Genomic DNA, 23,785 nt, shown 5'->3' with positions numbered 1-23,785 from the left:
CTGCGGTCGCTGGCCAAGGGCGAGGAGATCACGCAGGACACCTCGACGCTGGAGAATCCGGCCATCCTGGAGCAGCTTGGCCAGGCACGCTGAAGATGCGGCGCGCACATGCCGTGCGCGCCGCGGCGCGACTATGCCCGATTCAGACAAGGTCGGCAATTGTGCAGTGCCGCCGAGCGCTGGCCCAAGGTGACCGCAGCCCCTTGAGCTTTCCAGACTTGACGCGCGGGATCATTCCGCAATGGTCTCGATCGTCAGGGTGACCTCGCCGCTCATCGCGGCCAGCATGGCCGGGCCGCCGCCCTTGTAGGCGACATGGGTCATGTCGAGCTTGGCCTGGGACTTGCGTGCGGCGTGCCGTGGTTGCCGGCAGCCAGGAACGAAGGATCTTCGCGCAGGGCGCCAGGCATGCCTGCCGGCGCGGCGCACAGCAGCGCGTTCATCTGGGACAGCTCGCGCAGGGTGTCCAGGTGCAATGCGCTGGTTTCCACGCTCGCGGTGCGGCGCTGCGCGACGCGGGCAATGTGGCGGGCGGTGAAGCGCTCGGCGCGCGCCTGGAAGTCGCCGGCGCATTCGAGAAGCAATGCCGAAGCTGCGCGGTCGTTGGCAACAAAGAGCGACATCCTGGTACGCAGGTTGGCCACCAGCATGTCGCATAGTTCCAGCAGTTCGGCGCTGCCCTCGGCCGAGAAGCAGTAGTTGCGGGTGAGCTTGCGCTGGTCCAGGTCGACCAGGATCCGTTCGACGATATCGCCCGCGTACTCCAGGTTGATATTGACCAGCATGATCGCATCCCAGCGTTCCGCATCCTCACCGTCGAGGCTGCCGGCGTCGACGTCGGTCAGGTACATCTTGACGGACGAATAGAGGTCGTCGATGCGGTCGTCCAGCGCGCGGCAGCGGGCGTTAGCGGCGCGGTCGTTGCCCACGATCGAGAGCTTCATGCCATCGAGCATTTCCTCGATCACGTCGCCGATGCGCACGACCTCGCGCGTGGCATTGCCCAGCGCGACGGACGGGTGCCGCAGGTCGCTCTGGCTCAGGTAGCGCGCGCCGCCGGGCGCTGCGTCGTCGTGCGCATCAGGCAGCCATCGGGTGCAGAGGGCCGCCACCGGGTTGACAAACCAGATCAGCGTTGCGGCCAGGGTCAGGTTGAAGGCCATGTGGAAGTCGATGGCCATGGTGCCGGCACTGCTGCCCAGGCGCGCCAGCAGCCAGGGGATGGCGTCCAGCAGCGGCAGGAATGCCAGTATCCCCGCGAACCGGAAGATCAGGTTCGCGAGCGATACCCGTCGCGCGGCAGGCGAAGTGCCGGAATTGGCCAGGCAGGCAATCAGGCCACTGCCCAGATTGGCGCCAAGCACCAGCGGCAAGGCGGTGGCAGGTCCGATGACGCCGCCCATGGCCAGCGTTGCGGTGAGCAATACCGCGGCCAGGCTGGAGTAGGCCAGCAAGGTCACGAAGGCGCCGATCACCAGGGCCAGCAGTGCGTCGTTACCAAGCGAGGTGAAGATGGCGCGCACGATCTCGGCGTGCAGCAGCGGCGCGGCGTAGAGGCGGATCAGCTGCAAGGCCAGCGTGATCAACCCCAGTCCCACGATGACTTCGCCGGCCTGTCCGCGCAGGCTGGCCTTGCCGGACAGGCGCAGTGCGATGCCGATCACCAGCAGCAGTGGCGAGAGCCAGGAGATATCGACCGTCAGCAGACGCGCCATCAGGCTGGTGCCGACGTCGGCACCGAGTACGATCGGCAGTGCCGCCGGCAACGACACCAGGCCCCCTGCAACGAAGGCGCTGGTCATCAGCGCCGTGGCGCTGCTGCTCTGGATCAGCGCGGTCACGCCAAGCCCGGCCACGAAGCCACGCGCGGGACTGGCCGTGCCCGCGGCCAGCACCAGCCGCAAGCGCGGCCCCAACAGCTCCAGCATGCCGTGGCGCGTCACATGCGCGCCCCAGATCAGTAGTGCGACCCCGGACATCAGGGAAAGCAGGATTTGCATGGCGCCGCCCCCTGGTGGTGGCTGTCTTCGCGGCCACCTTTATCTGCTTGTTGAGGAAGCGTGCCGGCCAGGCCGGCACGCACCGGACTTAGTCCGCGTGGTTCAGCGCCAGCCGCAGGATGTCGAAGTTGCGCAGCCGCTGGCCTGCGGGCGCAGTGACCTTGCGGTTGAACAGCAGCGGCACCTTTTGCTCGGACAGGCCGCCATGCGAGCGCAGCGGGGCATCCAGGCCGCTCAGGTCATGGCGCGCCGGCGTGGTGCCGAGCACGGTCAGGCGTTCGCTGACCACCACCAGGTCGCCGATGCGGTCGGGCGGCAGTTCGAAGCGCTCGCTGGCGGCGCGCTTGTCCAGCACCAGTTCGATCCCGGGCAGTGCGGCGATGGCTTCATGCACGGCCTGTTGATCGGTGCCGGCAGGCAGGTACACGGTCGCGTAGGAGCCCAGTGCGCCATGGTGGGCGACGTAGGGATCGGTGATCGGCAGCAGCACGCGCGTGGCGTCCGCGCCGAAACGCTCGTCCAGCACCTGCTGCAGGAACAGGATGTTGGCCTTGCCCAGCGAATCGGTCTTGGCATTCATGCCGTGGTCGGCGGTGACGCCGATGACCGCACCGAGCGCGTCCAGGCGCTGCAGGTAGCTGTCGATCATGGCGTAGAAGGCATTGGCCTGCGGCGTTCCCGGGGCATGCTTGTGCTGGATGTAGTCCGTGGTGGACAGGTACATCAGGTCGGGGCGGACGGTTTCCAGCAAGGCCACGCCGGCGGCGAACACGAACTCGGACAGGTCAGCGCTGTAGACCGAGGGCAGCGGCATGCCGACCTTGCGCAGCACGTCGTCGATGCCGTTGTCTTCGATGGTGGCCTGGTCGGCCTTCTCCGCCGAGAAGCAGATGCCCTTGAGGCCGTGGCCCAGCAGCGCGCGCAGCTTGTCCTTGGCGGTGACCACTGCCACCGATGCGCCGGCCTGCGCTGCCGCAGCCAGCACGGTGGGCGCGCGCAGGTAGCGGGCGTCGTTCATCAGCACTTCGGCGCCGGCTTCGGTGTCGTAGAAGAAGTTGCCGCAGATGCCGTGCACCGACGGCGGCACGCCGGTCACGATCGACAGGTTGTTGGGGTTGGTGAACGACGGCACCACGCAATCGCCGGTCAGGACGGTGCCGCGTTTGGCCAGGCTGGCGAAGAACGGGGTGGCGCCCGCCTGCACGGCAAGGTTGATGTATTCCTGCTCGCAGCCATCGATGCAGACGATGACGGTGGGCCGGGCGGGAAGCTGGTAGTGGTGGCCGTTGACCTGGATCTGGGTGCTCATGGCGTCTCTTGCGGAAGGATTGTGAAGGGGATTTGCCTGAGACCCATGCTAAGTTAGGCGATAAACTCTCACAATCGAGTTTATTTTCCAGATTCTGTCAGGAAATCTCACAATGCCGCACAAGCTGCCCCCGCTCAACGCCCTGCGCATCTTCGAGGTTGCCGCCCGCGCCGGCAGCTATTCGGCGGCCGCGCGCGAGCTGCACCTGACCCATGGCGCGGTCAGCCGGCAGATCGAGATCCTGGAGCAATGGCTGGGGCAGCCGCTGTTTATCCGCCAGGGCCAGCGCATGGTGCCGACTGTCCACGCGCAGGCGTTCGCGCGCGAGATCAGCACGGCGTTCGACCAGATCAGCGCCGCTTCCGAGCGCTATGGCCGCATCGCCACGCGCAAGGTGGTGCGCGTCAATGCCCCGGCAACCTTTGCCATGCGCTGGCTGATTCCGCGGCTGGATGACTTCCGGCACCGGCAGCCCGAGGTCGACGTGCGTGTGTCGACCGCCTTCAGCAACGAGGCAGGATTCAATGGCACCTTTGACGTGGCGATACGGCGCACCCTCGAACGTGGCGAACAGTTCGAGTCAGTGCCGATCTTTTCGGAGTACCAGACGGTGATCGCCAGTCCGGCGATGCTGGAGCAGGTGCCGTTGCAAGGTGTAGAGGACCTGGTGGAGGGCGTCTTCCTCTATACGGAGACCCGGCCGGGAAGCTGGGAATCGTGGCTGCAGCAGGCGGGACATGCCTCGCTGCTGCCGGTGCGAACGCTGCGCTTCGACCATTTCTTTGTCACGCTGCAGGCGGTGGTGGACAGCCTTGGCTTTGCCATCGGCACCTTTCCGACGCTGGAAACGGACCGCGCGGGCGGGCGCATTGCGACGCCGTTTGCCGCCATCCGCGCACCGGGCAATACCTATCATGCGCTGGTGCCGCGCGATGCCGACAAGCCGCTGCATCTGCGCGCGTTCCTGGAGTGGCTGCAGCAGCAGGGGCAGACGGCCGCAGCGACCTGAAGCGGCGCGAGCCGGGGAAGCGGGGCGAGTGTGGCGCGCGGCCCGCGCGATGCGGGCCTGCGCTGAGACGGGAGCTCAGGCCCCGTCGAGGAACGCGCTGCGCTGGCCCAGGCGCGAGCCGAGCGCATCGGGGGCCAGGCTCATGCTGGCGGGGTCCACGGCCGAGGCGGGGCTGCCTGCCATGGTCGGGTCGGCGGCTGCCGGCGCCATGCCCGGCTGGGCCGCCTGTACGGGAGCCTGGGCATAGCTGCCGCCCGCTGCGGGTGCCACCTGGGCCGACGGCGCTGCCGACGGCATGGCTTGCACGGGCTGGGCGGACTGCACCGGCTGACTGGATTGCATCGGCTGCATCGGCTGCGTCATTGGCATCGGCTGGCTCGGCTGCAGGGGCTGAGCCTGCTGCGCAAACAGCGGGTAGGACGCGATCATCGCGCCAGCCACGACCAGGGATTTCGCCAGATGTTGCTTCATTCGTGTACCTCCTAGAACGCCTACAGGCAAGGGAACAGTCACTGTAGCGCCGCAGCACCTGACATTCTGTTTGATTTTGCAACGGTCGTTAACCAGCCTTGCCATTGCGGCCAGGGCAGGTTAATTGCGCGCGCGGCCTGCAAATCTTGCGCGGCCGTCAACGCCGGGCCAATCGCTTGAGCGCCGCGGGGTCCAGCAGTTCGATCTGGCGGTACTCGCGGCGGATCAGGCCCGCGTCTTCCCACGCCTGCAGGTACTTGGCCACGGTCTGGCGCGAGCGGTTGACCATGTCGCCAAGGTCCTCAGCGCTGATGCGCACGACATGGTCGGTGCGGTCGGCCAGTTCCAGCAGGCGCGCCGCCATGCGCGCGTCGATGGGCGCCTGCGCCGCGCTTTGCGCGTGGTCGAACGCTACGCGCAGGCGCGCGCAGATCTGCTGCACGATCAGCTGCATGCCTTCCGGATGCGCGGCCAGGATGCGGTGGAAGTCGCGCTGGCTCAGCACCATCAGTTCCGTATTGCCTACGGCGAAGGCGTCGTGCGTGCGCGGCTTGCCGTCCAGCAGCGAGATCTCGCCGAACCAGCGGCCACGCCCGATCACCGAGTACACCGACTCGCGCCCGCCCGTGCTGACCCGGCTCATGCGCACCCGGCCCGACAGCACCATGCAGAAGTAGGTGGGCGGATCGCCGCGCGCGAAGATCATCTCGCCGTCGCCAAAGCGCAGGCGGCGTGCGGCGTTCGCCACGGCATCGAGCACGCCCGGCGGCGCATTGCGCAGCCAGCCGCTGGCCAGCACGCTGCGCGGCAGCGTGCGCGCCGGCTCCACCGCTCTCGATCCACTCTTCACATCAGCCTTCACATCGCTCTCCTGCTGGAGCCGAGATTGTCCAATACTTAACAGACTTTGGCGCGGTGCGCCCGGACAATGCATCGATTCAATGACTCACATGCCCCCGGGAGGTACGCATATGGCGCAAATCCAGCTCGTCGATTCAATCAGGGACCGCGTCTCCGACGCCGAATGGCAGATGCGCGTGGACCTGGCGGCCGCGTACCGCCTGGTCGCCCACTTCGGCTGGGACGACCTGATCTTCACCCATATCTCGGCACGCGTGCCCGATGCGCCGGACCAGTTCCTGATCAACCCGTACGGGATGATGTTCGACGAGATCACGGCATCGAGCCTGGTCAAGGTCGACCACGAAGGGCAGCCCGTGCTGGAAACGCCGTATGACGTCAACCCGGCCGGCTTCATCATCCACAGCGCCGTGCACGAGGCGCGCCCCGAAGTCGGCTGCGTGATGCACACGCATACCTCGCACGGCGTCGCCGTCTCGGCGCAGCAGGCGGGCCTGCTGCCGATTTCGCAGCAGTCGATGTTCGCGCTGACCGGGCTGGCGTACCACGACTATGAAGGCGTGGCGCTGCGCGAGGACGAAAAGGCGCGGCTGGTGGCAGACCTGGGCCGCTGCAAGCAGATGATCCTGCGCAACCATGGCCTGCTGACGTGCGGGCGCACGGTATCCGATGCTTTCCTGACCATGTACACGCTCGAGTCCGCCTGCCGCATCCAGATCCTGGCGCAAAGCGGCGGCACGCCGCTGACCATGGTGCCCGAAGCCGCCAGCGCCAACATGGGCCAGCAGGCGCGCCAGGCCACCAAGGGCAAGGGCTCCAACCTGGCCTGGCCGGGCCTGCTGCGCCGCCTCGACCGCATCAACCCTGACTACCGCAACTGACCATGGCCATCCTCGTTCACCTGCCGGCGTTCATGGCGGTTCCCATCACTGCCGCGCTGCGCGAAGCCGCGCCGGACATCACCGTGTGGAACGGCCGCGAGGCCGCCGTCGCGGAACAGGTCGAAGCCATCATCGCCTGGGGCCTGAAGCCCGGCGTGCTGCCGGCCTACCCGAAGCTGCGGCTGGTCTGCGCTGCCACCGCGGGCGTCGACAAGCTGCTGGCGGCGCCGGACCTGCCGCCTGGCATGCCGGTCACGCGCATCGTCGATCCCGGCCAGCAGGCCGGCATCGCCCACTACGTGCTGGCGATGGCGCTGCGCCATACCCGCGCGCTCGGCCGGTACGCCGAACAGCAGCGCCGCGGCGAATGGAAGCGCCACCCGGGGCGCGATGTGTCGCGCTGCCGCGTGGGTGTGCTGGGGCTGGGCGAGATCGGCAGCGAGGTGGCGCGCATGTTTGCCGCCATCGGCTACCCGGTCAGCGGCTGGAGCCGCAGCGCCAAGCATCTGCCCGGCGTGACCGACTTCACCGGCGACGACGGGCTGGATGCCATGCTCGCGCACAGCGACATCCTGGTCTGCACGCTGCCGCTGACGCCGCGCACCGAGGGCATGCTGAACCGCCAGACGCTGTCGCGGCTGCCCAAGGGGGCGTTCCTGATCAACGTCGGGCGTGGCGAGCATGTGGTCGAGCCAGACCTGGTCGCACTGATCGACGAAGGCCACCTTGCCGGCGCGGCGCTTGATGTGTTCGCCAAGGAGCCGCCCTCGGCGGACGATCCGGTCTGGAACCATCCCCGCATCGAGGCCACGCCGCATATCGCGGCCGACCCCTCGTACGAACTGGTGGCGCGGCAATGCATCGAGAACCTGCGGCGCGCGCGCGACGGGCGTGAACTGTTGAACCAGGTGGACCGGCAAGCGGGCTACTGAGCGCCCGGCGTGCCGGTCCGTCCGGGTGGCTATGTCACGCTTACATCCGCGGTTCCCGCCGCCACCTCCAGCAGCCGCGTGCTCGCCGTGGCAGGTAGCGCCGGCGCCGTGCCGCCCTCGAGCGGCTTGAGCGTATGGAAGGTGCAGCTCAGCTTCTCGGGCGTCAGGGTGACCAGCGTGTAGCCCTCGGCGTTGGAGTCGGCATGGCGCAGCCACGCGTTGAAGGTGCGCAAGGTGGTGTCGAAGGTGTTCACCACCGTGCCGCCCACGTCGCTGTAGACCAGTTCACGCAGTGCGGCGAAGGCCTGGTCGTTGTCGACGATCGAGCGGAATGAACTGAGCAGGGAGTTGCTCGACAGTCCGGCCGTGACCAGGTCCACCATCACCGGCGCTGGCGTCGCCGCATCGTAGTCGTCCATCACCTGGCCGGCAAAGAATGCGTGGATATCGCCGCTCAGCGCCACCACATTGCGCACGCCGTTGTTCTTCAGGAACGCCATCAGGTTCTTGCGCTCGGCGTTGTAGCCATCCCACTGGTCGGCATTGAGGATAAAGCGGTCGAGCAGCGCGATGGCCGGCAACCGGCTTTCGATCAGCGGCTTGATGTTGGCATCGAACGTGGCGCTGTCGATGCCGATCTGCGCCAGTACATTGCGCAGCGCCGTGTAGGCCAGGTTGGCATAGGTGCCGGCGGTCTTGGCCGCGCGCAGGTCGTCGGCCAGCGCATTGGCAATGGCGCTCTCCAGCGAGGACAGGGAATTGTTGGCCAGCACCAGCGCCCTGGCGATCAGCCGTGCCACCGCCTGGATCACATCCACCTGCATGCGCAACAGCGACAACTGGTTGGCCCACAGCTTCCACGCGGTGGCGTCGGCGCCGACGCGGTCCTGCCACCACGCGCGCTGCGCATCGCCCAGCATCGACACCGGTGTCAGCGTGCCGCCGGCGGCGGCAATCTTCTGCGCTTCGGCCGCAGCCAGTGTCTCGGCCGGGACGAAGTACAGGGCGCCGACTGCGCGGCCGGTGGCTTGCTCGGAGATGATGTGGTCGGCGCGGTACAGGCGCTCGTCGGTCATCAGCAGGGTGGCGAGATTGCCGAAGGTGAACGAGCGATAGATCTGGATGTTCTGGAACGACGGGTTGTTGACGTCCAGGCTGACATCGGCCGGCATGAACTCGAACCACGCCTGGTTGGCAGCGCGCCGGCGCGCGGTGCGCGGCGTCAGGTCGTCGTCGGAGTCGTAGGTCTGCCGGTCCTGCCAGCAATTGTCCGAGAATTCATGGTCGTCCCAGATCGCAATCATCGGGAACGCGGCATGCAGGGCCTGCAGGCGCGCGTCGGTGCGATAGCTGCGGTACAGGTAGCGATAGTCGTCCAGCGTGGTGGCGTAGACGCTGCCGTCCGGCAGCGCGGTGCCATTGGGCAGTTGCAGCACGCCGTGGCGATCCTCCACATTGCCGGCGCGCGAGCCGCCCGGGACGGCCTCGTAGATGTAGTCGCCGACATGGACGATGAAGTCCAGGTCCTGCTGCGCCAGTTCTTCCATGCCGGCCCAGTGGTTGGCATTCCAGTCCTGGCAGCTGACAAAGGCGAAACGCAGCTGTGACAAGGGCGTGCCGGCCGCTGCCGCGGTGCGGGTGCGGCCGACGGTGCTGGGGCGGTTGCCCAGCAGGAAGCGGTAGTAGTAGCGGGTGCCGGGGCTCAGGCCCGTGACCTTGTTGCGGATGGTGTAGTCCCAGTCCGGCAGGGCCATCAGCGGTTGATTGACCAGCAGGCTCGGCGGCGGGAAGTCAGGCTGCGCCGACACCTGCAGCCGCACCACCACCGGCCGCTTGCCATTGCTGCCTTCCACCCGCGTCCATACCACCACGCTGTCGGGCTTGGGGTCGCCCGAGGCGACGCCATGGACGAAATTGAAATTTTCCGGATTGCCGGTGTCGGGTTCCGGGTCGTCGCCGCCGCCGCAGGCGCTCAGCCCGCCGGTGGCAACGGTGACGGTCAGGAAACTTCCCCACTTGAGAAACTGTCGGCGGTCCATGGCGCTCCTCCTGTGCTTGCGGTCTCGGTCCACGCAGCGCGCAGCCGCGGCCACGATGCCGCTTGCGGCACCAGGATTCGTGGGGGCGTGCTGGTTGCTGAATGCATACTAGTGGCTGGCCTGCACGCTCGCCGTCGGTGAGGTTCCGACATCGATATAGGAGGAAGTCGACTGGTTCGTGCCGGCGCTGGCGCACCGCGCACCACCGTTGCTGGCGCGATCGGCAAGTCGGCATGCATTGCCTGCGACGCGGCCTAGACTGGAAGCAAAAGATTCGGACGCGAGGGCATCATGGCGTACGACAGCATCCTGGTCCATCTCGACGGCAACCGGCAGGCCATGCAGCGCTTGCAGGTTGCGGCACGCCTTGCCACCGCCAGCCAGTGTCCGCTGATCGGCCTGCTGGCCGGGCGCGTGCCAGACCCCAGCTGGTTCTACCGCATGAACAATGCCCAGCGCTGCCTGGCCGAAGACCAGGAGCGGCGCCGGCTGCAGCGCGAGAACATGCGTTGTGCCTTCGCGGCCGCCACGCGCGAGCTGGCGGTTGCCTGCGACTGGCGCACCGTCGAGCGCGATCCGGTGCCACTGGCGCTGCGCGAGGCGCGCGAGGCCGGCCTGATCGTCTCCGGCCAGTATGACGCCGACAACGCTGAAGGCCCGGTGGCGCGGCAGCTGTTGGAGGCGCTGCTGCTTGAGAGCGGCCGGCCGGCGCTGGTGGTGCCCTGTTCCGGCGCTTTCGCCACCGTGGGCACACGCGTGCTGGTGGCCTGGAACGGCAGCCGCGAGGCCGCGCGTGCCTTGCACGACGCGCTGCCGCTGATGGCCGGGGCACGCGCGCGGGTGCTGGGCGCCCATGCCGCCAGGGAGCCGCGTGCCGATGCCACTCCGGTCAGCCATGCCGTGCACGTGCTGGAGCGACAGGGTGTGGCAGTTGAGGTGGAGCACGGCCCGGGCGGTGGCGACCTGGCCATCGGTGAGCTGATCCTGTCGCGAGCGTCGGACTTTGGTGCCGACCTGATCGTGATGGGCGCCTACGGCCACGGCCGGCTGCGCGAGCTGGTGCTGGGCGGCGTGACCAGGGTGGTGCTGGAGTCGATGACGGTGCCGGTGCTGTTCTCGCACTGAAGCGCAGCGCCAGGGTTCATGCGGCAAGCCCCTCCAGCGCGGCGCCCCCCGGTGGTCTTCAGTCGACCGTGATGTGGTTGGCCTGGATCACCTTGCCCCACACGCCCACGTCGTCGCGCACGGTCTGCGCGAACTGCTCGGCACTCCTGGCGGGCGCCATGCCCATGTTCAGCTGCAGGAAGCGCTCGCGCATGGGCGCGTCAGCCAGCAGGCGGGTCACTTCCGCATTGAGCCGCTGCACGATGGCGGCACTGGTGCCGGCCGGCGCGAACAGGCCATACCAGCTGTCGGTATCGAACCGGTAGCCCTGTTCAGTCATGGTCGGCACGTCCGGCGTGGCCGGCGCGCGGCGCGTGCCGCTGATGGCCAGCGCGCGCAGCTTGCCGGCGCGGATCAGCGGCAGCGACGACGAGGTATCGACAAAGGCCACCTTGACCACGCCGCCCTGCATGTCGGTCAGGATCTGCGCCACGCCCTTGTACGGCACGTGGCGCAGCTTCATGCCGGTCTGCATCTTGAGGGCTTCCATGGTCAGGTGGCCGCCCGAGCCGATGCCCCATGAGCCGTAGTCGTATGCATCCGGGCGCTTGAGCACGTGGGCGACGAGCTCCTTGAGCGTGCGCGCCGGGAAGTCCGGCGTCACCACCAGGAAATTGCCGCCCGCGCCGACCTGCGCCACCGGCAACAGGTCGCGCAGGCCGTCATAGGGCAGCCTGGGCTGCAGGGTCTGGTTGATCACCACCGTGGCGGCATAGGTGAACAGAAGCGTGTAGCCGTCGGGGCTGGCCTTGGCCACGGTATCGTTGCCGATGATGCCGGTCGCGCCGGGCTTGTTGTCGACCACGATGGTCTGGCCCAGCGCCTTGCCGAGCGATGCGGCCAGCGCGCGCGCGAACAGGTCGGTGCCGCCGCCGGGCGGGGCCGGCACCACCAGCCGGATGGGCTTGGCGGGCCAGGCATTGCTGGCGCATAGCGGGCCGGCCGCAGCACCAAGACCAAGTGCGGCAAGCGCGCGCAGCACGTCGCGCCGGCGCGCGGCGTTGCCAGGCAGTTCCGTCGGAGCCGGGTTCATTGCTCGGGGCATGGCGTCTCCCTAGTGCATGCCGAAGTTGTCCGCCGCGTCGCTTTCCAGCGCGTCGGCGGCCGCGCCGTACAGGCTGCGCGACACATAGCTGCGGATCTGCGTGGCGCGCTGGCGCAGCCAGGCGGCCTTGAGTTGGCGGGCCTCGCGCACGGTGGGCGTTTCATCGGGCGCCAGCGCCAGCACGTCGATCACGTGCAGCGCCAGCTGCGTGTCGCCGCGCGCGGCCAGGGCCTGCGCGTGGCGGATCAGTGCGCCATGGTCGGCCACGGCCGCGGCGATCTCGGCGGCCGCCTGTTGAGGCGCGGCTGGATGCAGCGTGGTGGCATTGCGGTCCCACCAGCCGTTCTCAGAGCGGTAGATGTCGCGCGCGATGTAGCTGGGGTCGCCATAGGTGGGGCGCATCCAGGGCTGGTCGAACAGGTCCGCCGGCGGCTTGAGCGCGGCCAGCACCTGGCGTTCGTTGCAGCCGGCGTTCATCAGCCGCACCACCTCCGCGCGCAGCCAGCGCAGGGCCCTGGCGGTCTGGCACAGCACGCGCTGGCATTCTTCCTCGCCCTGCAGCGTGGCGCCGAACTCTTGCACCACGGTGCGCGGCTGCAGGCCGGCCAAGCGTTCCAGCGTATCGGCCCAGCGCACGGTGTCGCGCATCGTGCGGAAGGGGGTGCCGATGTTCGGGATCGAATCGATCACCGCGGGGCCGCCGTACAGCAGGCGCCGGCCCGGCAGCCAGACCGCCACGGCGTCGTCGGTCTCGGACGGTGCCCACAGGATTTCCGCGCGGCGCTCGCCCCGGCCCAGGGTCAGGCCATCGGCGAAGGTCTCGGTGGGTTCGATGTGGACCAGCTTTCCCGCCAGCGCGCCGGCCGGCTGGCGGAACTGGATCTCTGCCATGCGCTCCTGCATGCGCTGGGTCTCGCGGTAGCGCGCCTGCCGCGCCAGCACGTTGACGTGGGCCAGCACCCGTGGCGCGGGCTCGCCGCGCGCGGCGGCGTGGTCCAGCCATTGCTGCAGGCCGGCGTTGTAGCCCATATGGCCGTGGCTGTAGCAGACTGCCAGCACCGGCAGCCCGGTCTGCGTGCGCAGCGCCTCGATCATGCCGCGCGTGACGCGCCCGCCGGGGCCGCTGTCGACCACCAGCAGGCCGCCGCCCACGTCGGCGACAAAGCTCTGCCCTTGTCCGTGCAGCAGCCACACGCCGTCGCCGACGCTTTCGATGCCGGTGCCAGTGACCAGTGCGGCCGGCCGGTCCTCAATGTCCTGCATGCTTGCCTCCTCTGCGAACCAGGTCGCGTCCAGCGCAACTGTCACGCAAGAAGGGGCATCCCGGGGATTGGGGAAAATCCCGCCGGCATGCGGCGAACCGGCCGCAAACCAAGCGCCGGTGCGGCCCGGCGGAGGTTTTGGAATTTCATGTGTAAACCGCTGGTTAGCACCGCGCGGGTGCAGGGAGTTCCCCGCCGGCGCGCGCTGCGGTAGCGGCTGCCTTCAGTCAAGTCGGCGCAGCGGACTGTCAGGCAGGTTGGACAGATAGTGGACTTCACGCCGCAGCAAGGTGGCGAACTGCGCCGCCACCGGCGTCATCGGCGAATCGGCGCGGTAGATCAGGCTGACGGTGTGGCTGGGCAGCTTGTCCTCGATCGGCAACGGCACCAGGCCATTGGCGGCCAGCCGGCCTGCCACCATCTGGCGCGGCAGCATGCACAGCAGGTGGCGGTCCTGCATCAGGTGCTCGATCATGCCGATGGTGTCGCAGCGCACTGCCACGCGCGGCAATGGCAGATCGCGTTCACGGAAGGCATCGAGGATGGCGGCGCCCGGGCCGTGCATGCGCTGGCCGGTCAGGATCCAGTCCGAGCCGATCAGTTCGCGCAGGCTGCGGGCGTTGCGCAGCGGATGCTCGCGGTGCGCCATCACGACCGAGTCGTTGTTGTAGAGCGGCTCGCAGGTGAATTCGCGCTCGATGCCCTCATCCGGGACCGGGCTGACTGCCATGTCCATCACGCCCGAGCGCAGTTCGTCCAGGTGGGTCGGGTAGCCCCAGCTGTCGATGCACACCAGCACGTCGGGGTGCTGGACGCGAAAGCGCTTGACCACCGCGGGCAGCAGCACATGCGCCGGGCCGCGGGTGGTGCCGACGCGCACCACGCCGTTGCGCGCGCCCAGCATCTGCGCCATTTCCTCGCTGGCCTTGCGGGCCTCGGTGGCGATCAGCCGCGCGCGCCGCAGGAAGGCATCGCCGTAGCGCGACAGCACCACGCCGCGGGTGGTGCGGGTCAGCAGCGGCACATGCAGCTCCTCTTCCAGCTGGCGGATGCTCTTGGTCAGTGCCGGTGCCGACACGTCGCGCGCACGGGCCCCGGCGCGGATGCTGCCGTGCTCGGCCACGGCGATGAAGTCCTGGACTTGGCTCAGACGCATGGATTTGGCTCCACTCAAACGACGCACTGGGCGCACAGCATAGCGGCATTCCGGCGGGTTCGGGATAACCCCAGGGTGCTAACCATTGGTTTGCACCGAGGCAGTTTTAGCATCTGCCGTGATGCGCCGTGCCAACGCATGATCGCTCCACATCGTCGCAAACCGCCGGCTGCGCCGGCATCTTCGAGGAGTGGCATCGCATGACGAACCGGCAAGACCTGCCGCTGGCAGGCATACGCGTGGCGGAGTTCGGGCAGTTCATCGCGGCGCCGGGCGCGGCCATGATGCTGGCCGACCTGGGCGCCGACGTGGTCAAGGTGGAGGCCTTGCGCGGCGACAGCGCGCGGCGCTTTGACGGCACCAGCCCGCAGAGCCCGATGTACCTGGCCTACAACCGCGGCAAGCGCGGCATAGCGCTGGACCTGCGCACGCCCGGCGGGCTGGACGCCGCACGGCGGCTGGCGCTGGCCAGCGACGTGGTGCTGCACAACACCCGCGCCGGCGTGATGGAAGCGCTGGGGCTGGACGCCGCCACGCTGCGCGCGGCGCGTCCCGACCTGATCCATGCCTCCATCAGCGGCTTCGGCACGCGTGGGCCGTCGCGCACGCGCCCCGGGCTGGATATTGCCGCGCAGGCCGAGAGCGGCATGATGTCCGTCACCGGCGAGGCCGGCGGGCAGCCGCTGAAGGCCGGTTTTGCGCTGATCGACGCGGCCACCGCGCTGGCGACCGGCAACGCCATCCTGGCGGCGCTGTTCCGGCGCGAGCGCACCGGCGCCGGCGAGACCATCGAGACCTCGCTGCTGTCGGTCGGCGTGCAGATGCAGGCCCAGCTGTGGGCCGAGTACCAGTGCTCCGGCGCGCTGCCGGTGCGCAGCGGCAACAGCCAGCCCAAGGCCGCGCCGGCCGCGGATGTGATCGCGGTGGCGGACGGGCATATCGTGCTGTCGGCCTATCTCGACGAGCACTGGACGCGCCTGTGCGAGGCCATCGGCCAGCCGGCGCTGGCGCACGATCCGCGCTTTGCCTGCAACGCGCTGCGCGTGCAGAACCGCCCGGCGCTGCTGGCCATCCTGCACGACGCCATGCGCCACCTCAGCGGCGACGCCGCGCGCACGCTGCTGGAGCGCCACCAGGTGGTGGTGGGCGTGGTGCGCGACTACCACCAGGTCAACGCAAGCCCCGACGTGCGCGCCAGTGGCGTGCTGCAAGCCGTTGACGACGGCGAGGGCGGCCAGCTGGAGCTGCCGGGACTGCCCTTCACCATGGCCAGCATGCCGGCAGGCGCGATGCCCGCGGTGCCGCGCCTCGGCCAGCATACGACCGAGGTGCTGGCCGAGCTCGGCTTCAGCGCCGCGGAGATTCACACCATGGCCCGCGCCGGCGCGATCGGCGTGGAACAAGCCCGACAGGAGCCCGCATGAACACCCCCCAATCCCCTGTACTGCTGCAGCGCCATGCCGGCTGGGCCGAGGTGGTGCTGAACCGCCCGGCCCGCCGCAATGCCGTCGACATGTCGCTGGCACGCGCGCTGGGCGACGCCATCGAGACCCTGGCCGCCGACGACAGCGTGCGCGCCGTGCTGCTGCGCGGCGCCGACGGCGCCTTCTGTTCCGGCCTGGACCTGCAGGCACTGCAGCCGGAGCGCGGCGGGCTGGCCGCGTTTGCGCCGCTCTGGGAGCGCGTCCACCTGGGCCTGCTGCAAAGCCGCAAGGCATGGATCGTGGCGCTGGAGCGCCATGCCATCAACGGCGGCGCGGCGCTGGCGCTGGCCGGCGACCTGCTGGTGTGCGGCGCCGGGGCCTTCCTGCAGATCGGCGAGATCCGCCTGGGCATGGCCGCGCCGCGCAATGCCGACTGGCTGGCGCTGCGCCATTCCGAGGCCGTGGCCGCGCGCCTGTGCCTGCTTGGCGACCGCGTGCCCGCGCCGGAGCTGCTGCGCCTGGGCATTGCCACCGAACTGGTCGAAGACGCCGAGGTGCTGGACCGCGCGCGCGGCCTGGCCGCCACCATCGGGGGTTTTCCGGCTGATGGCGTGGCTGCGATCAAGGGCGGCATGCGCGCCGCGACGAGGCGCATGGCATCTGCTGCGCGCGACAAGAATTCCTGAGGACCGATATTTCCATGACAGATTCCATCACCACCGACGACGACGCGTCGCTGCAGGACTTCCGCCGCGAGGTGCGCGAGTTCGTCGCCCGGTCGCTGCCCCATGCCGTGCGCGAGAAAGTCCGCCTCGGACTGGAACTCAGCAAGCCAGAGCTGGTCGACTGGCAGCGCCGGCTGGCCGAACGCGGCTGGCTGGCGCCGCACTGGCCGGCTGAATGGCAGGGCTGCAACTGGAGCGCCGAGCGCCGCGCCGCATTCCAGGAAGAACTGGTGCTGGCGCACGCGCCCGAGAGCGGCGGCATCACCTTCGAGATGATCGGCCCGATCCTGATCCGCTACGGCGCGCCGGCGCAGCAGCAGTACTTCCTGCCGCGCATCCTGAACCAGGAGCACTGGTGGTGCCAGGGCTATTCCGAACCGAACTCCGGCTCCGACCTGGCTTCGCTGAAGACGCGTGCGGTGCGCAAGACGCGGCCCGACGGCACCGAGGTCTACGTGGTCAGCGGCAGCAAGATCTGGACCTCCTACGCGCAGTACGCGGACTGGATCTTCTGCCTGGTGCGCACCGATACCGAGGCGCGCGCGCAGCGGGGCATCAGCTTCCTGCTGATCGACATGCGCAGCCCCGGCGTCAGCGTGCGGCCGCTGGTGGGCATCCATGGCTGGCACCTGTTCAACCAGGTGTTCTTCGACGAGGTGGAAGTGCCGGTGCAGAACCTCGTCGGCGAGGAGAACGCCGGCTGGACCATCGCCAAGTCCCTGCTCGAGCATGAGCGGCTGAACCTGGCGCGCGTGGCGGAGAACCGCCGCCGCCTGGCCAAGGTGCGCGCCATCGGCAACGAGCTGGAGGAGGGCGGCCAGCCGCTGTCGCAGCGCCCGTGGTTTGCACGCCGGATGCGCGCGCTGGAGGTGCGGCTCGAAGCGCTGGCTGCAACCGTGCTGCGCTTTCGCAAGCGGGCGCGCGCCGGCGAAACGCTGGGGCCGGAGACCGGCATGCTCAAGCTGCTGGGCAGCCGGCTGATCCAGGACATCGAGAACCTGGCGGTCGATGCGCTGGGGCCGGACACGCTGGCCTATGACCGCGCCGCGCACTTCGAGCCCGCCGTGCCGCAAGCGGGACAGTCGGCGTACGCCGCGGCGGCATCGGCGCGCCGCTTCGTCACCCGCGGCTACTCCATTGCCGGCGGCTCCAGCGAGATCCAGCACGAACTGCTGGCCAAGCAGGTGCTGGGCCTGTAGTGGCTCCAATCGTGCCCGCAACCCAGGACAAGGAACTGAACACATGAGCGATCCAACGGACGATCGCCGCATGCTGCAGGAAAGCGTGCGGCGCTATGTCGAACGCGGCTACGGCTTCGAGCAGCGCCGCGCGGCGCTGGCCGAGCCCGATGGCTTCTCGCGCAAGCACTGGCAGGCGTTTGCCGAAATGGGCTGGCTGGCCGTGGGGCTGCCCGAAGCCTGCGGCGGCCTGGGCGATGCCGCGGACCAGGCCCTGCTGGCCGAGGAACTGGGCCGCGCCCAGCCTGCCGAGCCCTGGCTGGCCAATGCCGCGCTGTGCGCGCCGCTGCTGGCCGCCTGCGGCGATCCCGCCCACGCCGCGATCGCGGCGGCGATGGCCGAGGGTGGCGCGATGCTGGCGCTGGCCGCATGGGAAACGCAGGGACGCTATGACGCCTTCGATATCAGCACCACCGCGCAACAGCATGAGCCGGGGCAATGGACGCTGGACGGCCGCAAGACCCTGGTGCTGGGCGGCGGCAGCGCCGCGGTGCTGCTGGTGCTGGCGCGTAGCGGCGGCCAGCGCCGCGACCGCGACGGCCTGACACTGTTCGCGGTGCCGGCCGACATGCGCGGCATCAGCGTCGATGCGCTGCCGACCTACGACGGCCGCCAGACCGCCAGCGTGACGCTGCGCCGCGCGACCGTGCCGGACAGCGCGCGCATCGGCCCGGTGGACGGCGCCTGGCCGCTGGTGGAAGCCGCCATCGACCAGGCCACGGTGATGGCCTGCGCCGAAGCCGTGGGCACCATGTCGCGCGCGTTCGACCTGACCCGCGACTACCTGGTGACGCGCGAGCAGTTCGGCCGCGCGCTGACGGCCAACCAGGTGATCCGGCACCGGCTGGTGGACCTCTATGTCAGCGTCGAGCAGGCACGCGCCATCACCGAGCTGGCGGCCAACGCCCTGCATGGCGATGCGGTGGCGCGCATGCGCGCGGTATCCCATGCCAAGGCCTTTGTCTCGGATGCCGGGCGCGCGCTCGGCGAAGACGTGGTGCAGCTGCACGGTGCGGTGGGCATGACCGACGAGATGGAAATCGGCCACTGCTACAAGCGCCTGGCAGCCCACGCCAACCTGTTCGGCGATGCCGACTGGCACTACGAACGGCTGGCGGCACTCGATCACGCGGCGCAGGCGCAAGCCTGAGCCGGTTCAGCCAGGGCGCCCGGGCCGCTGCCCGGTGCGCCCACCCATGACACGCCGGCAACGCACCGGCATGCGCGGCCAATGCGCCGCAACGGAGACAGCAATATGAGCAGCCAGCACACTGGCGCCCGCAGGGCTTGTGCCACGCGCACAGCAGCCCTGGCCGCGGCGCTGGCCCTGGCGGGCGCCGCCAGCGCGCACGCCGAGGCCCCGTACCCCAGCAAGCCCATCCGCATGGTGCTGCCCTCGGGCGCGGGCACCGTCACCGACCAGACGGCACGGCTGGTGGCCGAGCGCCTGACCGCCGCGCTCAGGCAGCCGGTGGTGGTCGACAACCGCCCCGGCGCCAACGGCATCATCGCCAACGAGACCGTGGCGCGCGCCGCGCCCGACGGCTACACGTTGCTGTTCACCTATGCCGCGACCATGACGGTGAACCCGTGGACCACGCCGTCGCTGCCCTATGACCCGATCAAGGACTTCACCCCCATCGCACGCCCCAGCCAGCCCGGCGGCAACCTGCTCGCGGTCAGCGCCAATGTGCCGGTGCACAGCCTGCAGGAGCTGATTGCCTACGCCAGGGCCAGCAAGACGGAACTGGCGTACTGCTCTTGGGGTGTGGGCTCGGGCGGCCACCTGGCCATGGAATACCTGAAGGCCAAGACCGGCATCCACCTGCGCCATATCCCCTACAAGACCGCCACCCAGTGCAGCAACGACCTGGCCGCGGGCCACGTCACCATCGGCATCACCGACGCCATCTCGTCGGTCCCGCACCTGAAGTCCGGCCGCATACGGGGCATTGCGGTCTCCGGACCGGAGCGCCTGCTGACGGCTCCGGACGTGCCGACCATGTCGCAGCAGGGCGTGCCCTTCCAGCAAGCCAGCTGGGTCGCGATCTTCGGCCCCAGGGGCCTGCCCGCGCCGATCGTCAACCGGCTCAACGCCGAGGTGAATCGCATCCTGCAGACACCGGGCGACCGCGAGAAATTCACCGCCATGAACCTGCAGCCGGCCGCGCCGTCGAGCCCGGCCGACCTGGGCAAGCTGGTCAGCGCCGACCTGGCCGCGTGGGGCGAGGTGGTGAAGGTGGCGGGGCTGCAGGCGAAGTAAGGCTGGACCACAACAACAACGGGAGACAGGCAGCGTGAAGGTAAGACAGTGGATGGTGATGGGTGCGGCGCTGGCCGCGGGCAATGCCGTGGCGGGCACGATGCAGTTGTTCGGGGTGGTCGATGCATCGATCGAATACGCCAGGGGCTCGGAAAGCGTGGTGCGCATGCGCGAAGGCCAGCAGGCCGCGTCGCGCTGGGGCATCCGCGGCATCGAGGACCTGGGCGGCGGGCTCAAGGCCAACTTCCTGGTCGAGTCGGGCTTCAATATCGACAACGGCACCGAGTTCTTCGGCAACAACCGGCTGTTCGGGCGGCAGGCCTATCTGGGCCTGTCGGGCAACTGGGGCGAGTTCCGGCTGGGGCGGCAGTACACGCCGTCGTTCTATGCGCTGCTGCGGCTGGATCCGTTCCTGCTCAATGGCGCGGTGTCGCCGTTCAACCTGCTGAGCGCGACCGCATCACAGGGCACCGGGCACGTGGCCTACGGCGCCCGCTTCGACAACGCGGTGCAGTATTTCTCGCCCAAGTGGGGCGGCTTTTCCTTCGGCGCAGCGGTGGCGCCGGGCGAGGTGCCGGGGTCGGCGCGCTCAGGGCTGAACTTCGGCATGAATGCGACCTACGAGGCCGGCAACGTCTACGCGTTCTACTCCTACCAGGGGATGTATTCGGGCGCCAACGTGCCGGTGGAACCGACGCTGACTTCCAACCATTTCGTCGGCGGCTCCTATCGCTTCAAGCCGGTGGAAATCGGCCTGCTGTACAGCGCCGCCAGCAGCGACCGGCCCGAGACCCGCTCGGCACGCCACTACGGCGTGACCTTCAGCTGGAACGTGACGCAGCGCGACACCTTCAAGGCCGCCGCACTCAAGCGCCAGATCCTGGGCGGCGGCCAGCGGCCGCTGGCGGTGACGCTGGGGTGGGACCATGACCTGAGCAAGCGCACCACCGCCTATGTGCGGGCGGTGCTGGTGCATAACAGCCCTGGCGGCAGCGTGAGCAACAACAGCATCGTGATCGATCCGGGTAGCGGGGATGATGCGAAGTCGGTGAGCGTGGGGTTGCGGCATCGGTTCTGAAACGGACTGCTGCCCGTTCATGCGGCGCTGAGGCCAAGCGGCTGAGGCTACGGAGACCCGGGGCGGGCTGCCACCTGTCCCGTGGCGCTCCCCGCAAAGTGGGGGAGGGCGCCAATCTCCAGAACGCATCCCGGGCTGTCGCTCGTGTCGGGTCATTTTCCTTTGTGCTTACTCTTCGCGCTTCACAAGGCGAACGAAATCGCACGGAACGACCCTATAGATCATGGCGATACGAGATTGATATAGGACATCCCTTAATTTCTATTGGAATTCTCATTCAATCGAAAACAATGGCGATATCTGAATAATCCACCTTCCTTCCTCAACGCATAACGGCTACCGTACGCGACGAACGCATCTTCTTGACGGTCATGCAAATGACGCGAGAAGCAAAGCACCGGAACACTGGTGCTTCTGCGGCAAGAGAAAGTTCAACGCTACGGAGTGCTGCACTTGGATAACCGACCGCCGTTCCTTTCCTCCCGCACCGTCACCGTGTCTGGTCCGGCGTTGCCGGAACTCTTCGGACAGTCCCCCTTTACCTTCGTACGCCTGGATGGCAAGGAAGGCGTCTGCGGCCTGTTCGAATACGACATCGAACTGAAGACGCCGGACAAGGCCTACAACTTCCACGGCCCGGAAGGCAACTTCGACTTGCGCGAGATGAACGGGCGCGAGCTGACCGTTCGCATCGAACTGGATGGCATGGGCACCGGGATGGCAGGCGGCGTGGGTGCCGGCACGCGTGAGATCAGCGGCATAGTGGACCGCGCCCGCTACCTGCGCGCCGAAGGGCGGCACTTTGTCTACGGACTGACCCTGCGTCCCTGGCTGTGGATCGCCTCCCAGAACCGGAACAGCCGCGTCTTCGAGAACCGCACCGACATCGAGATCATCGAAGAGGTCCTGTCTGCATACTCCTTTCCGGTTGAGCGCAGGCTCGACGTGGCGAAATACCCCAGGCGGGTCTACCGCACCCAGTGCGACGAGAGCGACTACACCTTCATCGCCCGCCTCATGCAGCACTGGGGCATATCGTGGTTCTTCGAACATTCTGACGGCAAGCACCGCCTGGTTCTGGTCGATCACGTCGGTGGCTATTTCAGCATGCCGAGCGAGGCGTACCAGGTGCTGGAAATCCATCCGCCTGGCGTCAGGGTCGACCAGGAACACCTCGATGCGTTCTCGGTTGTCGATGCCGTGGTCGCAGGCAAGTACACGACCAATGCCTACAGCTTCACCCAGCCGCGCGGCAACCTGAGCGCCAGCAGTTCGGACCCGCGGGACACGGGCCTGAACACTGGCGCGCTGCACCAGGAGGTGTACGACTTCCCCAGCGAGCATGCCCAGCCGGCCACGGACAACCGCCCGTGGGACGAAGGCGACATGATCGCCCGCATCCGCATGGAGGAAATCCGTTCGCGTGGCCTGCGCTGCTTTGGCACCGGCAACCTGCGCGCGGTGGTGCCAGGCTGCACCATGAACGTGAAGGGACACCCCCAGCAGGCGGCCAACCGCGAGTACGTGGTGCTTGGCGCCAACCTCAGGCTGGAAGACGTGGCCGAGGCCTCCGGCGAGGGCCAGCGCTGGCATTGCCGCGTCGAGTTCGAGTGCCACCCCACCCATGAGGTCTTCCGTCCGGCGCTGAGCATCCCGTGGCCGGTGGTCGCTGGGCCGCAAAGCGCGACCGTGGTCGGGCCGGAAGACAGCCATGTCGTGTGGCCGGATCAGTATGGGCGCGTCCGCGTCCAGTTTCCGTGGGACCGCTTCAACAAGATGTCCTGCTGGGTGCGCGTGGCCACGCCGTGGGCGGGCTCACAGTACGGCCAGATCAGCATCCCGCGTATCGGCAGCGAAGTTCTGGTGATGTTCCTGGACGGCGGCGATCCGGACAAGCCCATTGTGATGGGGGCGGTGCCGAACAGCCTCAACATGCCGCCATGGCAGCTGCCGGACCAGCTCGCTCTCACCGGCATTCGCAGCCGCGAGCACGATGGTGGTCGTAGTAACCACCTGGTGCTGGACGACACCAAGGGACAAATCCAGGCGCAGCTCGCATCGGACCACCTGCAGTCGCAGATCAGCATGGGGTACATCACCGGCATTCCTGACGTGCAGGGACGCCGCGACAAGCGTGGTGAGGGGCTGGAGGCGCGCACCGATGGACATGCCGCGCTACGCGCGGCGTTGGGCATGCTGCTAACCACCTACCCGCGCGAACGGGCCGAGGGCAACGCCATGAACGTGGAGGATGTCATCCATGTGTTCATGGAAGCCCTGACCCTGGCGGATTCGCTCGCCCAGAGCGCGGTCAATGCCCAGGCCCAGACCGGGCAGCAGCAGGAGGTTGCCAAGACTTTGCGCAGCCAGGCCGATGCGGTCAAGGGCGGCGGCAAGCTGGGGGAATTCACCGAGCCGCACATCACCGTTGCCAGCCGGGCGGGCATCGCCACCACCGCGCCGGGATCCACGCACCTTTACAGCGGCGAACACATTGCGCTGACCAGCGGCCAGCACCTCTCATTCTCCTGCGGCGGTGGCATGTACGCCACGATCAGCGACCGTTTCTCGCTCTTCGTCCAGCGCGACGGGATCAAGCTGTATTCGGCCAAGGGCAAGGTGGAGGTGCAGGCCCAGTCGGATGACGTCGATGTGATCGCACAGAAGGTGCTGCGCCTGCTGTCCACAACTGACTGGGTGGAGATCAGCGGCAAGAAAGGCGTTCGGGTCAATGTCGAAGGCAACGAGTTGCGCATCACGCCGGAGGGCATCGAGAACATTTCGACGGGCAAGTGGATTGTGTTCTCGGCCAGCAAGTCGCTCACCGGGCCAAAGAATGCTCCCTATACGATGCCCACCACCAAGATCTGCTCGCACCTGGCGGCGGGAGCGGCGGCATCCGGCGCCGGTGCCGTGCCTCTGCATTGA

General features: G+C 68.3%; 19 protein-coding genes. 11 read left to right on the top strand and 8 right to left on the bottom strand.

Going from position 1 to position 23,785, the window contains the following annotated elements:
- Positions 1-320 precede the first annotated feature (320 nt).
- Together AC3WRI_RS20060 and phnA are read right to left on the bottom strand one after the other, a co-directional pair.
- Positions 321-2,000 (bottom strand): Na/Pi cotransporter family protein, encoded by a 1,680-nt coding sequence (locus AC3WRI_RS20060; protein ID WP_439669800.1) that lies wholly within the window; start codon positions 1,998-2,000, stop codon positions 321-323.
- 88 nt (positions 2,001-2,088) lie between these two features.
- The gene (gene phnA, locus AC3WRI_RS20055; protein WP_492293907.1) at positions 2,089-3,309 is read right to left on the bottom strand and encodes a phosphonoacetate hydrolase; all 1,221 of its coding nucleotides are present in this window, start codon (positions 3,307-3,309) and stop codon (positions 2,089-2,091) included.
- Between the two features lie 112 nt (positions 3,310-3,421).
- On the opposite strand from phnA, the gene AC3WRI_RS20050 reads away from it, so the two are divergent.
- A complete protein-coding gene (locus AC3WRI_RS20050; protein ID WP_439669802.1) occupies positions 3,422-4,318 on the top strand; it encodes a LysR substrate-binding domain-containing protein in 897 nt (298 codons plus the stop codon).
- A 75-nt stretch (positions 4,319-4,393) separates the two neighbouring features.
- Here the strand turns inward: AC3WRI_RS20050 and AC3WRI_RS20045 are convergent, their stop codons facing one another.
- Together AC3WRI_RS20045 and AC3WRI_RS20040 are read right to left on the bottom strand one after the other, a co-directional pair.
- Positions 4,394-4,789 (bottom strand): hypothetical protein, encoded by a 396-nt coding sequence (locus AC3WRI_RS20045; RefSeq protein ID WP_062804663.1) that lies wholly within the window; start codon positions 4,787-4,789, stop codon positions 4,394-4,396.
- A gap of 157 nt (positions 4,790-4,946) precedes the next feature.
- Positions 4,947-5,651: a Crp/Fnr family transcriptional regulator gene (locus AC3WRI_RS20040; RefSeq protein WP_011616834.1), complete on the bottom strand. Its 705-nt coding sequence runs from the start codon at positions 5,649-5,651 to the stop codon at positions 4,947-4,949.
- Between the two features lie 109 nt (positions 5,652-5,760).
- On the opposite strand from AC3WRI_RS20040, the gene AC3WRI_RS20035 reads away from it, so the two are divergent.
- Both AC3WRI_RS20035 and AC3WRI_RS20030 read left to right on the top strand, forming a co-directional pair.
- Complete coding sequence (locus AC3WRI_RS20035) at positions 5,761-6,531, top strand: class II aldolase/adducin family protein (protein ID WP_010813368.1); 771 nt, start codon at positions 5,761-5,763, stop codon at positions 6,529-6,531.
- A gap of 2 nt (positions 6,532-6,533) precedes the next feature.
- Complete coding sequence (locus tag AC3WRI_RS20030) at positions 6,534-7,463, top strand: 2-hydroxyacid dehydrogenase (RefSeq protein WP_492293905.1); 930 nt, start codon at positions 6,534-6,536, stop codon at positions 7,461-7,463.
- Between the two features lie 29 nt (positions 7,464-7,492).
- Here the strand turns inward: AC3WRI_RS20030 and AC3WRI_RS20025 are convergent, their stop codons facing one another.
- Positions 7,493-9,502, bottom strand: coding sequence for an alkaline phosphatase D family protein (locus tag AC3WRI_RS20025; protein ID WP_010813370.1), 2,010 nt, complete (start codon positions 9,500-9,502; stop codon positions 7,493-7,495).
- Between the two features lie 291 nt (positions 9,503-9,793).
- Here AC3WRI_RS20025 and AC3WRI_RS20020 point away from each other — a divergent pair, with 291 nt between their 5' ends.
- Positions 9,794-10,627 (top strand): universal stress protein, encoded by an 834-nt coding sequence (locus AC3WRI_RS20020; protein ID WP_010813371.1) that lies wholly within the window; start codon positions 9,794-9,796, stop codon positions 10,625-10,627.
- A gap of 58 nt (positions 10,628-10,685) precedes the next feature.
- Here the strand turns inward: AC3WRI_RS20020 and AC3WRI_RS20015 are convergent, their stop codons facing one another.
- The 3 genes from AC3WRI_RS20015 to AC3WRI_RS20005 all read right to left on the bottom strand — a co-directional run bounded on the left by AC3WRI_RS20015 (position 10,686) and on the right by AC3WRI_RS20005 (position 14,129).
- A complete protein-coding gene (locus AC3WRI_RS20015; protein WP_011616837.1) occupies positions 10,686-11,711 on the bottom strand; it encodes a Bug family tripartite tricarboxylate transporter substrate binding protein in 1,026 nt (341 codons plus the stop codon).
- 9 nt (positions 11,712-11,720) lie between these two features.
- Positions 11,721-12,974: an alkyl sulfatase dimerization domain-containing protein gene (locus AC3WRI_RS20010; protein WP_454749371.1), complete on the bottom strand. Its 1,254-nt coding sequence runs from the start codon at positions 12,972-12,974 to the stop codon at positions 11,721-11,723.
- A 222-nt stretch (positions 12,975-13,196) separates the two neighbouring features.
- The gene (locus AC3WRI_RS20005) at positions 13,197-14,129 is read right to left on the bottom strand and encodes a LysR family transcriptional regulator (RefSeq protein ID WP_010813374.1); all 933 of its coding nucleotides are present in this window, start codon (positions 14,127-14,129) and stop codon (positions 13,197-13,199) included.
- A gap of 200 nt (positions 14,130-14,329) precedes the next feature.
- Between AC3WRI_RS20005 and AC3WRI_RS20000 the strand changes: the two genes are divergently transcribed.
- The 7 genes from AC3WRI_RS20000 (at position 14,330) to AC3WRI_RS19970 (ending at position 23,785) form a co-directional block, all read left to right on the top strand.
- A complete protein-coding gene (locus tag AC3WRI_RS20000; protein WP_011616839.1) occupies positions 14,330-15,553 on the top strand; it encodes a CaiB/BaiF CoA transferase family protein in 1,224 nt (407 codons plus the stop codon).
- A complete protein-coding gene (locus AC3WRI_RS19995) occupies positions 15,550-16,239 on the top strand; it encodes an enoyl-CoA hydratase/isomerase family protein (RefSeq protein WP_492293904.1) in 690 nt (229 codons plus the stop codon). Before AC3WRI_RS20000 ends, AC3WRI_RS19995 begins: the two co-directional genes overlap by 4 nt.
- A 14-nt stretch (positions 16,240-16,253) precedes the next feature.
- Positions 16,254-17,477 carry an acyl-CoA dehydrogenase family protein gene (locus AC3WRI_RS19990; RefSeq protein WP_492293902.1) on the top strand — a complete coding sequence of 408 codons (1,224 nt, stop codon included), beginning with the start codon at positions 16,254-16,256 and terminating at the stop codon, positions 17,475-17,477.
- Between the two features lie 43 nt (positions 17,478-17,520).
- The gene (locus AC3WRI_RS19985) at positions 17,521-18,666 is read left to right on the top strand and encodes an acyl-CoA dehydrogenase family protein (RefSeq protein ID WP_062804662.1); all 1,146 of its coding nucleotides are present in this window, start codon (positions 17,521-17,523) and stop codon (positions 18,664-18,666) included.
- A gap of 105 nt (positions 18,667-18,771) precedes the next feature.
- Complete coding sequence (locus AC3WRI_RS19980) at positions 18,772-19,779, top strand: Bug family tripartite tricarboxylate transporter substrate binding protein (RefSeq protein ID WP_058698737.1); 1,008 nt, start codon at positions 18,772-18,774, stop codon at positions 19,777-19,779.
- A 52-nt stretch (positions 19,780-19,831) separates the two neighbouring features.
- Complete coding sequence (locus AC3WRI_RS19975) at positions 19,832-20,857, top strand: porin (RefSeq protein ID WP_010813380.1); 1,026 nt, start codon at positions 19,832-19,834, stop codon at positions 20,855-20,857.
- Positions 20,858-21,310: 453 nt separating this feature from the next.
- On the top strand, positions 21,311-23,785 hold the full coding sequence (locus tag AC3WRI_RS19970) for a type VI secretion system Vgr family protein (protein WP_492293900.1): 2,475 nt from the start codon (positions 21,311-21,313) through the stop codon (positions 23,783-23,785).

The sequence above is a fragment of the Cupriavidus sp. FW305-27 genome (assembly GCF_058787995.1).
Note: the sequence above shows the minus strand (reverse complement) of the source record. Positions and strands in the feature narration are given on the sequence as shown.

Bases quoted from the DNA above. Each gene is read 5' to 3' on its own strand.
- AC3WRI_RS20060 (WP_439669800.1), bottom strand. From the start codon at position 2,000: ATGCAAATCCTGCTTTCCCTGATGTCCGGGGTCGCACTACTGATCTGG.
- phnA (WP_492293907.1), bottom strand. From the start codon at position 3,309: ATGAGCACCCAGATCCAGGTCAACGGCCACCACTACCAGCTTCCCGCC.
- AC3WRI_RS20050 (WP_439669802.1), top strand. From the start codon at position 3,422: ATGCCGCACAAGCTGCCCCCGCTCAACGCCCTGCGCATCTTCGAGGTT.
- AC3WRI_RS20045 (WP_062804663.1), bottom strand. From the start codon at position 4,789: ATGAAGCAACATCTGGCGAAATCCCTGGTCGTGGCTGGCGCGATGATC.
- AC3WRI_RS20035 (WP_010813368.1), top strand. From the start codon at position 5,761: ATGGCGCAAATCCAGCTCGTCGATTCAATCAGGGACCGCGTCTCCGAC.
- AC3WRI_RS20030 (WP_492293905.1), top strand. From the start codon at position 6,534: ATGGCCATCCTCGTTCACCTGCCGGCGTTCATGGCGGTTCCCATCACT.
- AC3WRI_RS20025 (WP_010813370.1), bottom strand. From the start codon at position 9,502: ATGGACCGCCGACAGTTTCTCAAGTGGGGAAGTTTCCTGACCGTCACC.
- AC3WRI_RS20020 (WP_010813371.1), top strand. From the start codon at position 9,794: ATGGCGTACGACAGCATCCTGGTCCATCTCGACGGCAACCGGCAGGCC.
- AC3WRI_RS20015 (WP_011616837.1), bottom strand. From the start codon at position 11,711: ATGCCCCGAGCAATGAACCCGGCTCCGACGGAACTGCCTGGCAACGCC.
- AC3WRI_RS20010 (WP_454749371.1), bottom strand. From the start codon at position 12,974: ATGCAGGACATTGAGGACCGGCCGGCCGCACTGGTCACTGGCACCGGC.
- AC3WRI_RS20005 (WP_010813374.1), bottom strand. From the start codon at position 14,129: ATGCGTCTGAGCCAAGTCCAGGACTTCATCGCCGTGGCCGAGCACGGC.
- AC3WRI_RS20000 (WP_011616839.1), top strand. From the start codon at position 14,330: ATGACGAACCGGCAAGACCTGCCGCTGGCAGGCATACGCGTGGCGGAG.
- AC3WRI_RS19995 (WP_492293904.1), top strand. From the start codon at position 15,550: ATGAACACCCCCCAATCCCCTGTACTGCTGCAGCGCCATGCCGGCTGG.
- AC3WRI_RS19990 (WP_492293902.1), top strand. From the start codon at position 16,254: ATGACAGATTCCATCACCACCGACGACGACGCGTCGCTGCAGGACTTC.
- AC3WRI_RS19985 (WP_062804662.1), top strand. From the start codon at position 17,521: ATGAGCGATCCAACGGACGATCGCCGCATGCTGCAGGAAAGCGTGCGG.
- AC3WRI_RS19980 (WP_058698737.1), top strand. From the start codon at position 18,772: ATGAGCAGCCAGCACACTGGCGCCCGCAGGGCTTGTGCCACGCGCACA.
- AC3WRI_RS19975 (WP_010813380.1), top strand. From the start codon at position 19,832: ATGGTGATGGGTGCGGCGCTGGCCGCGGGCAATGCCGTGGCGGGCACG.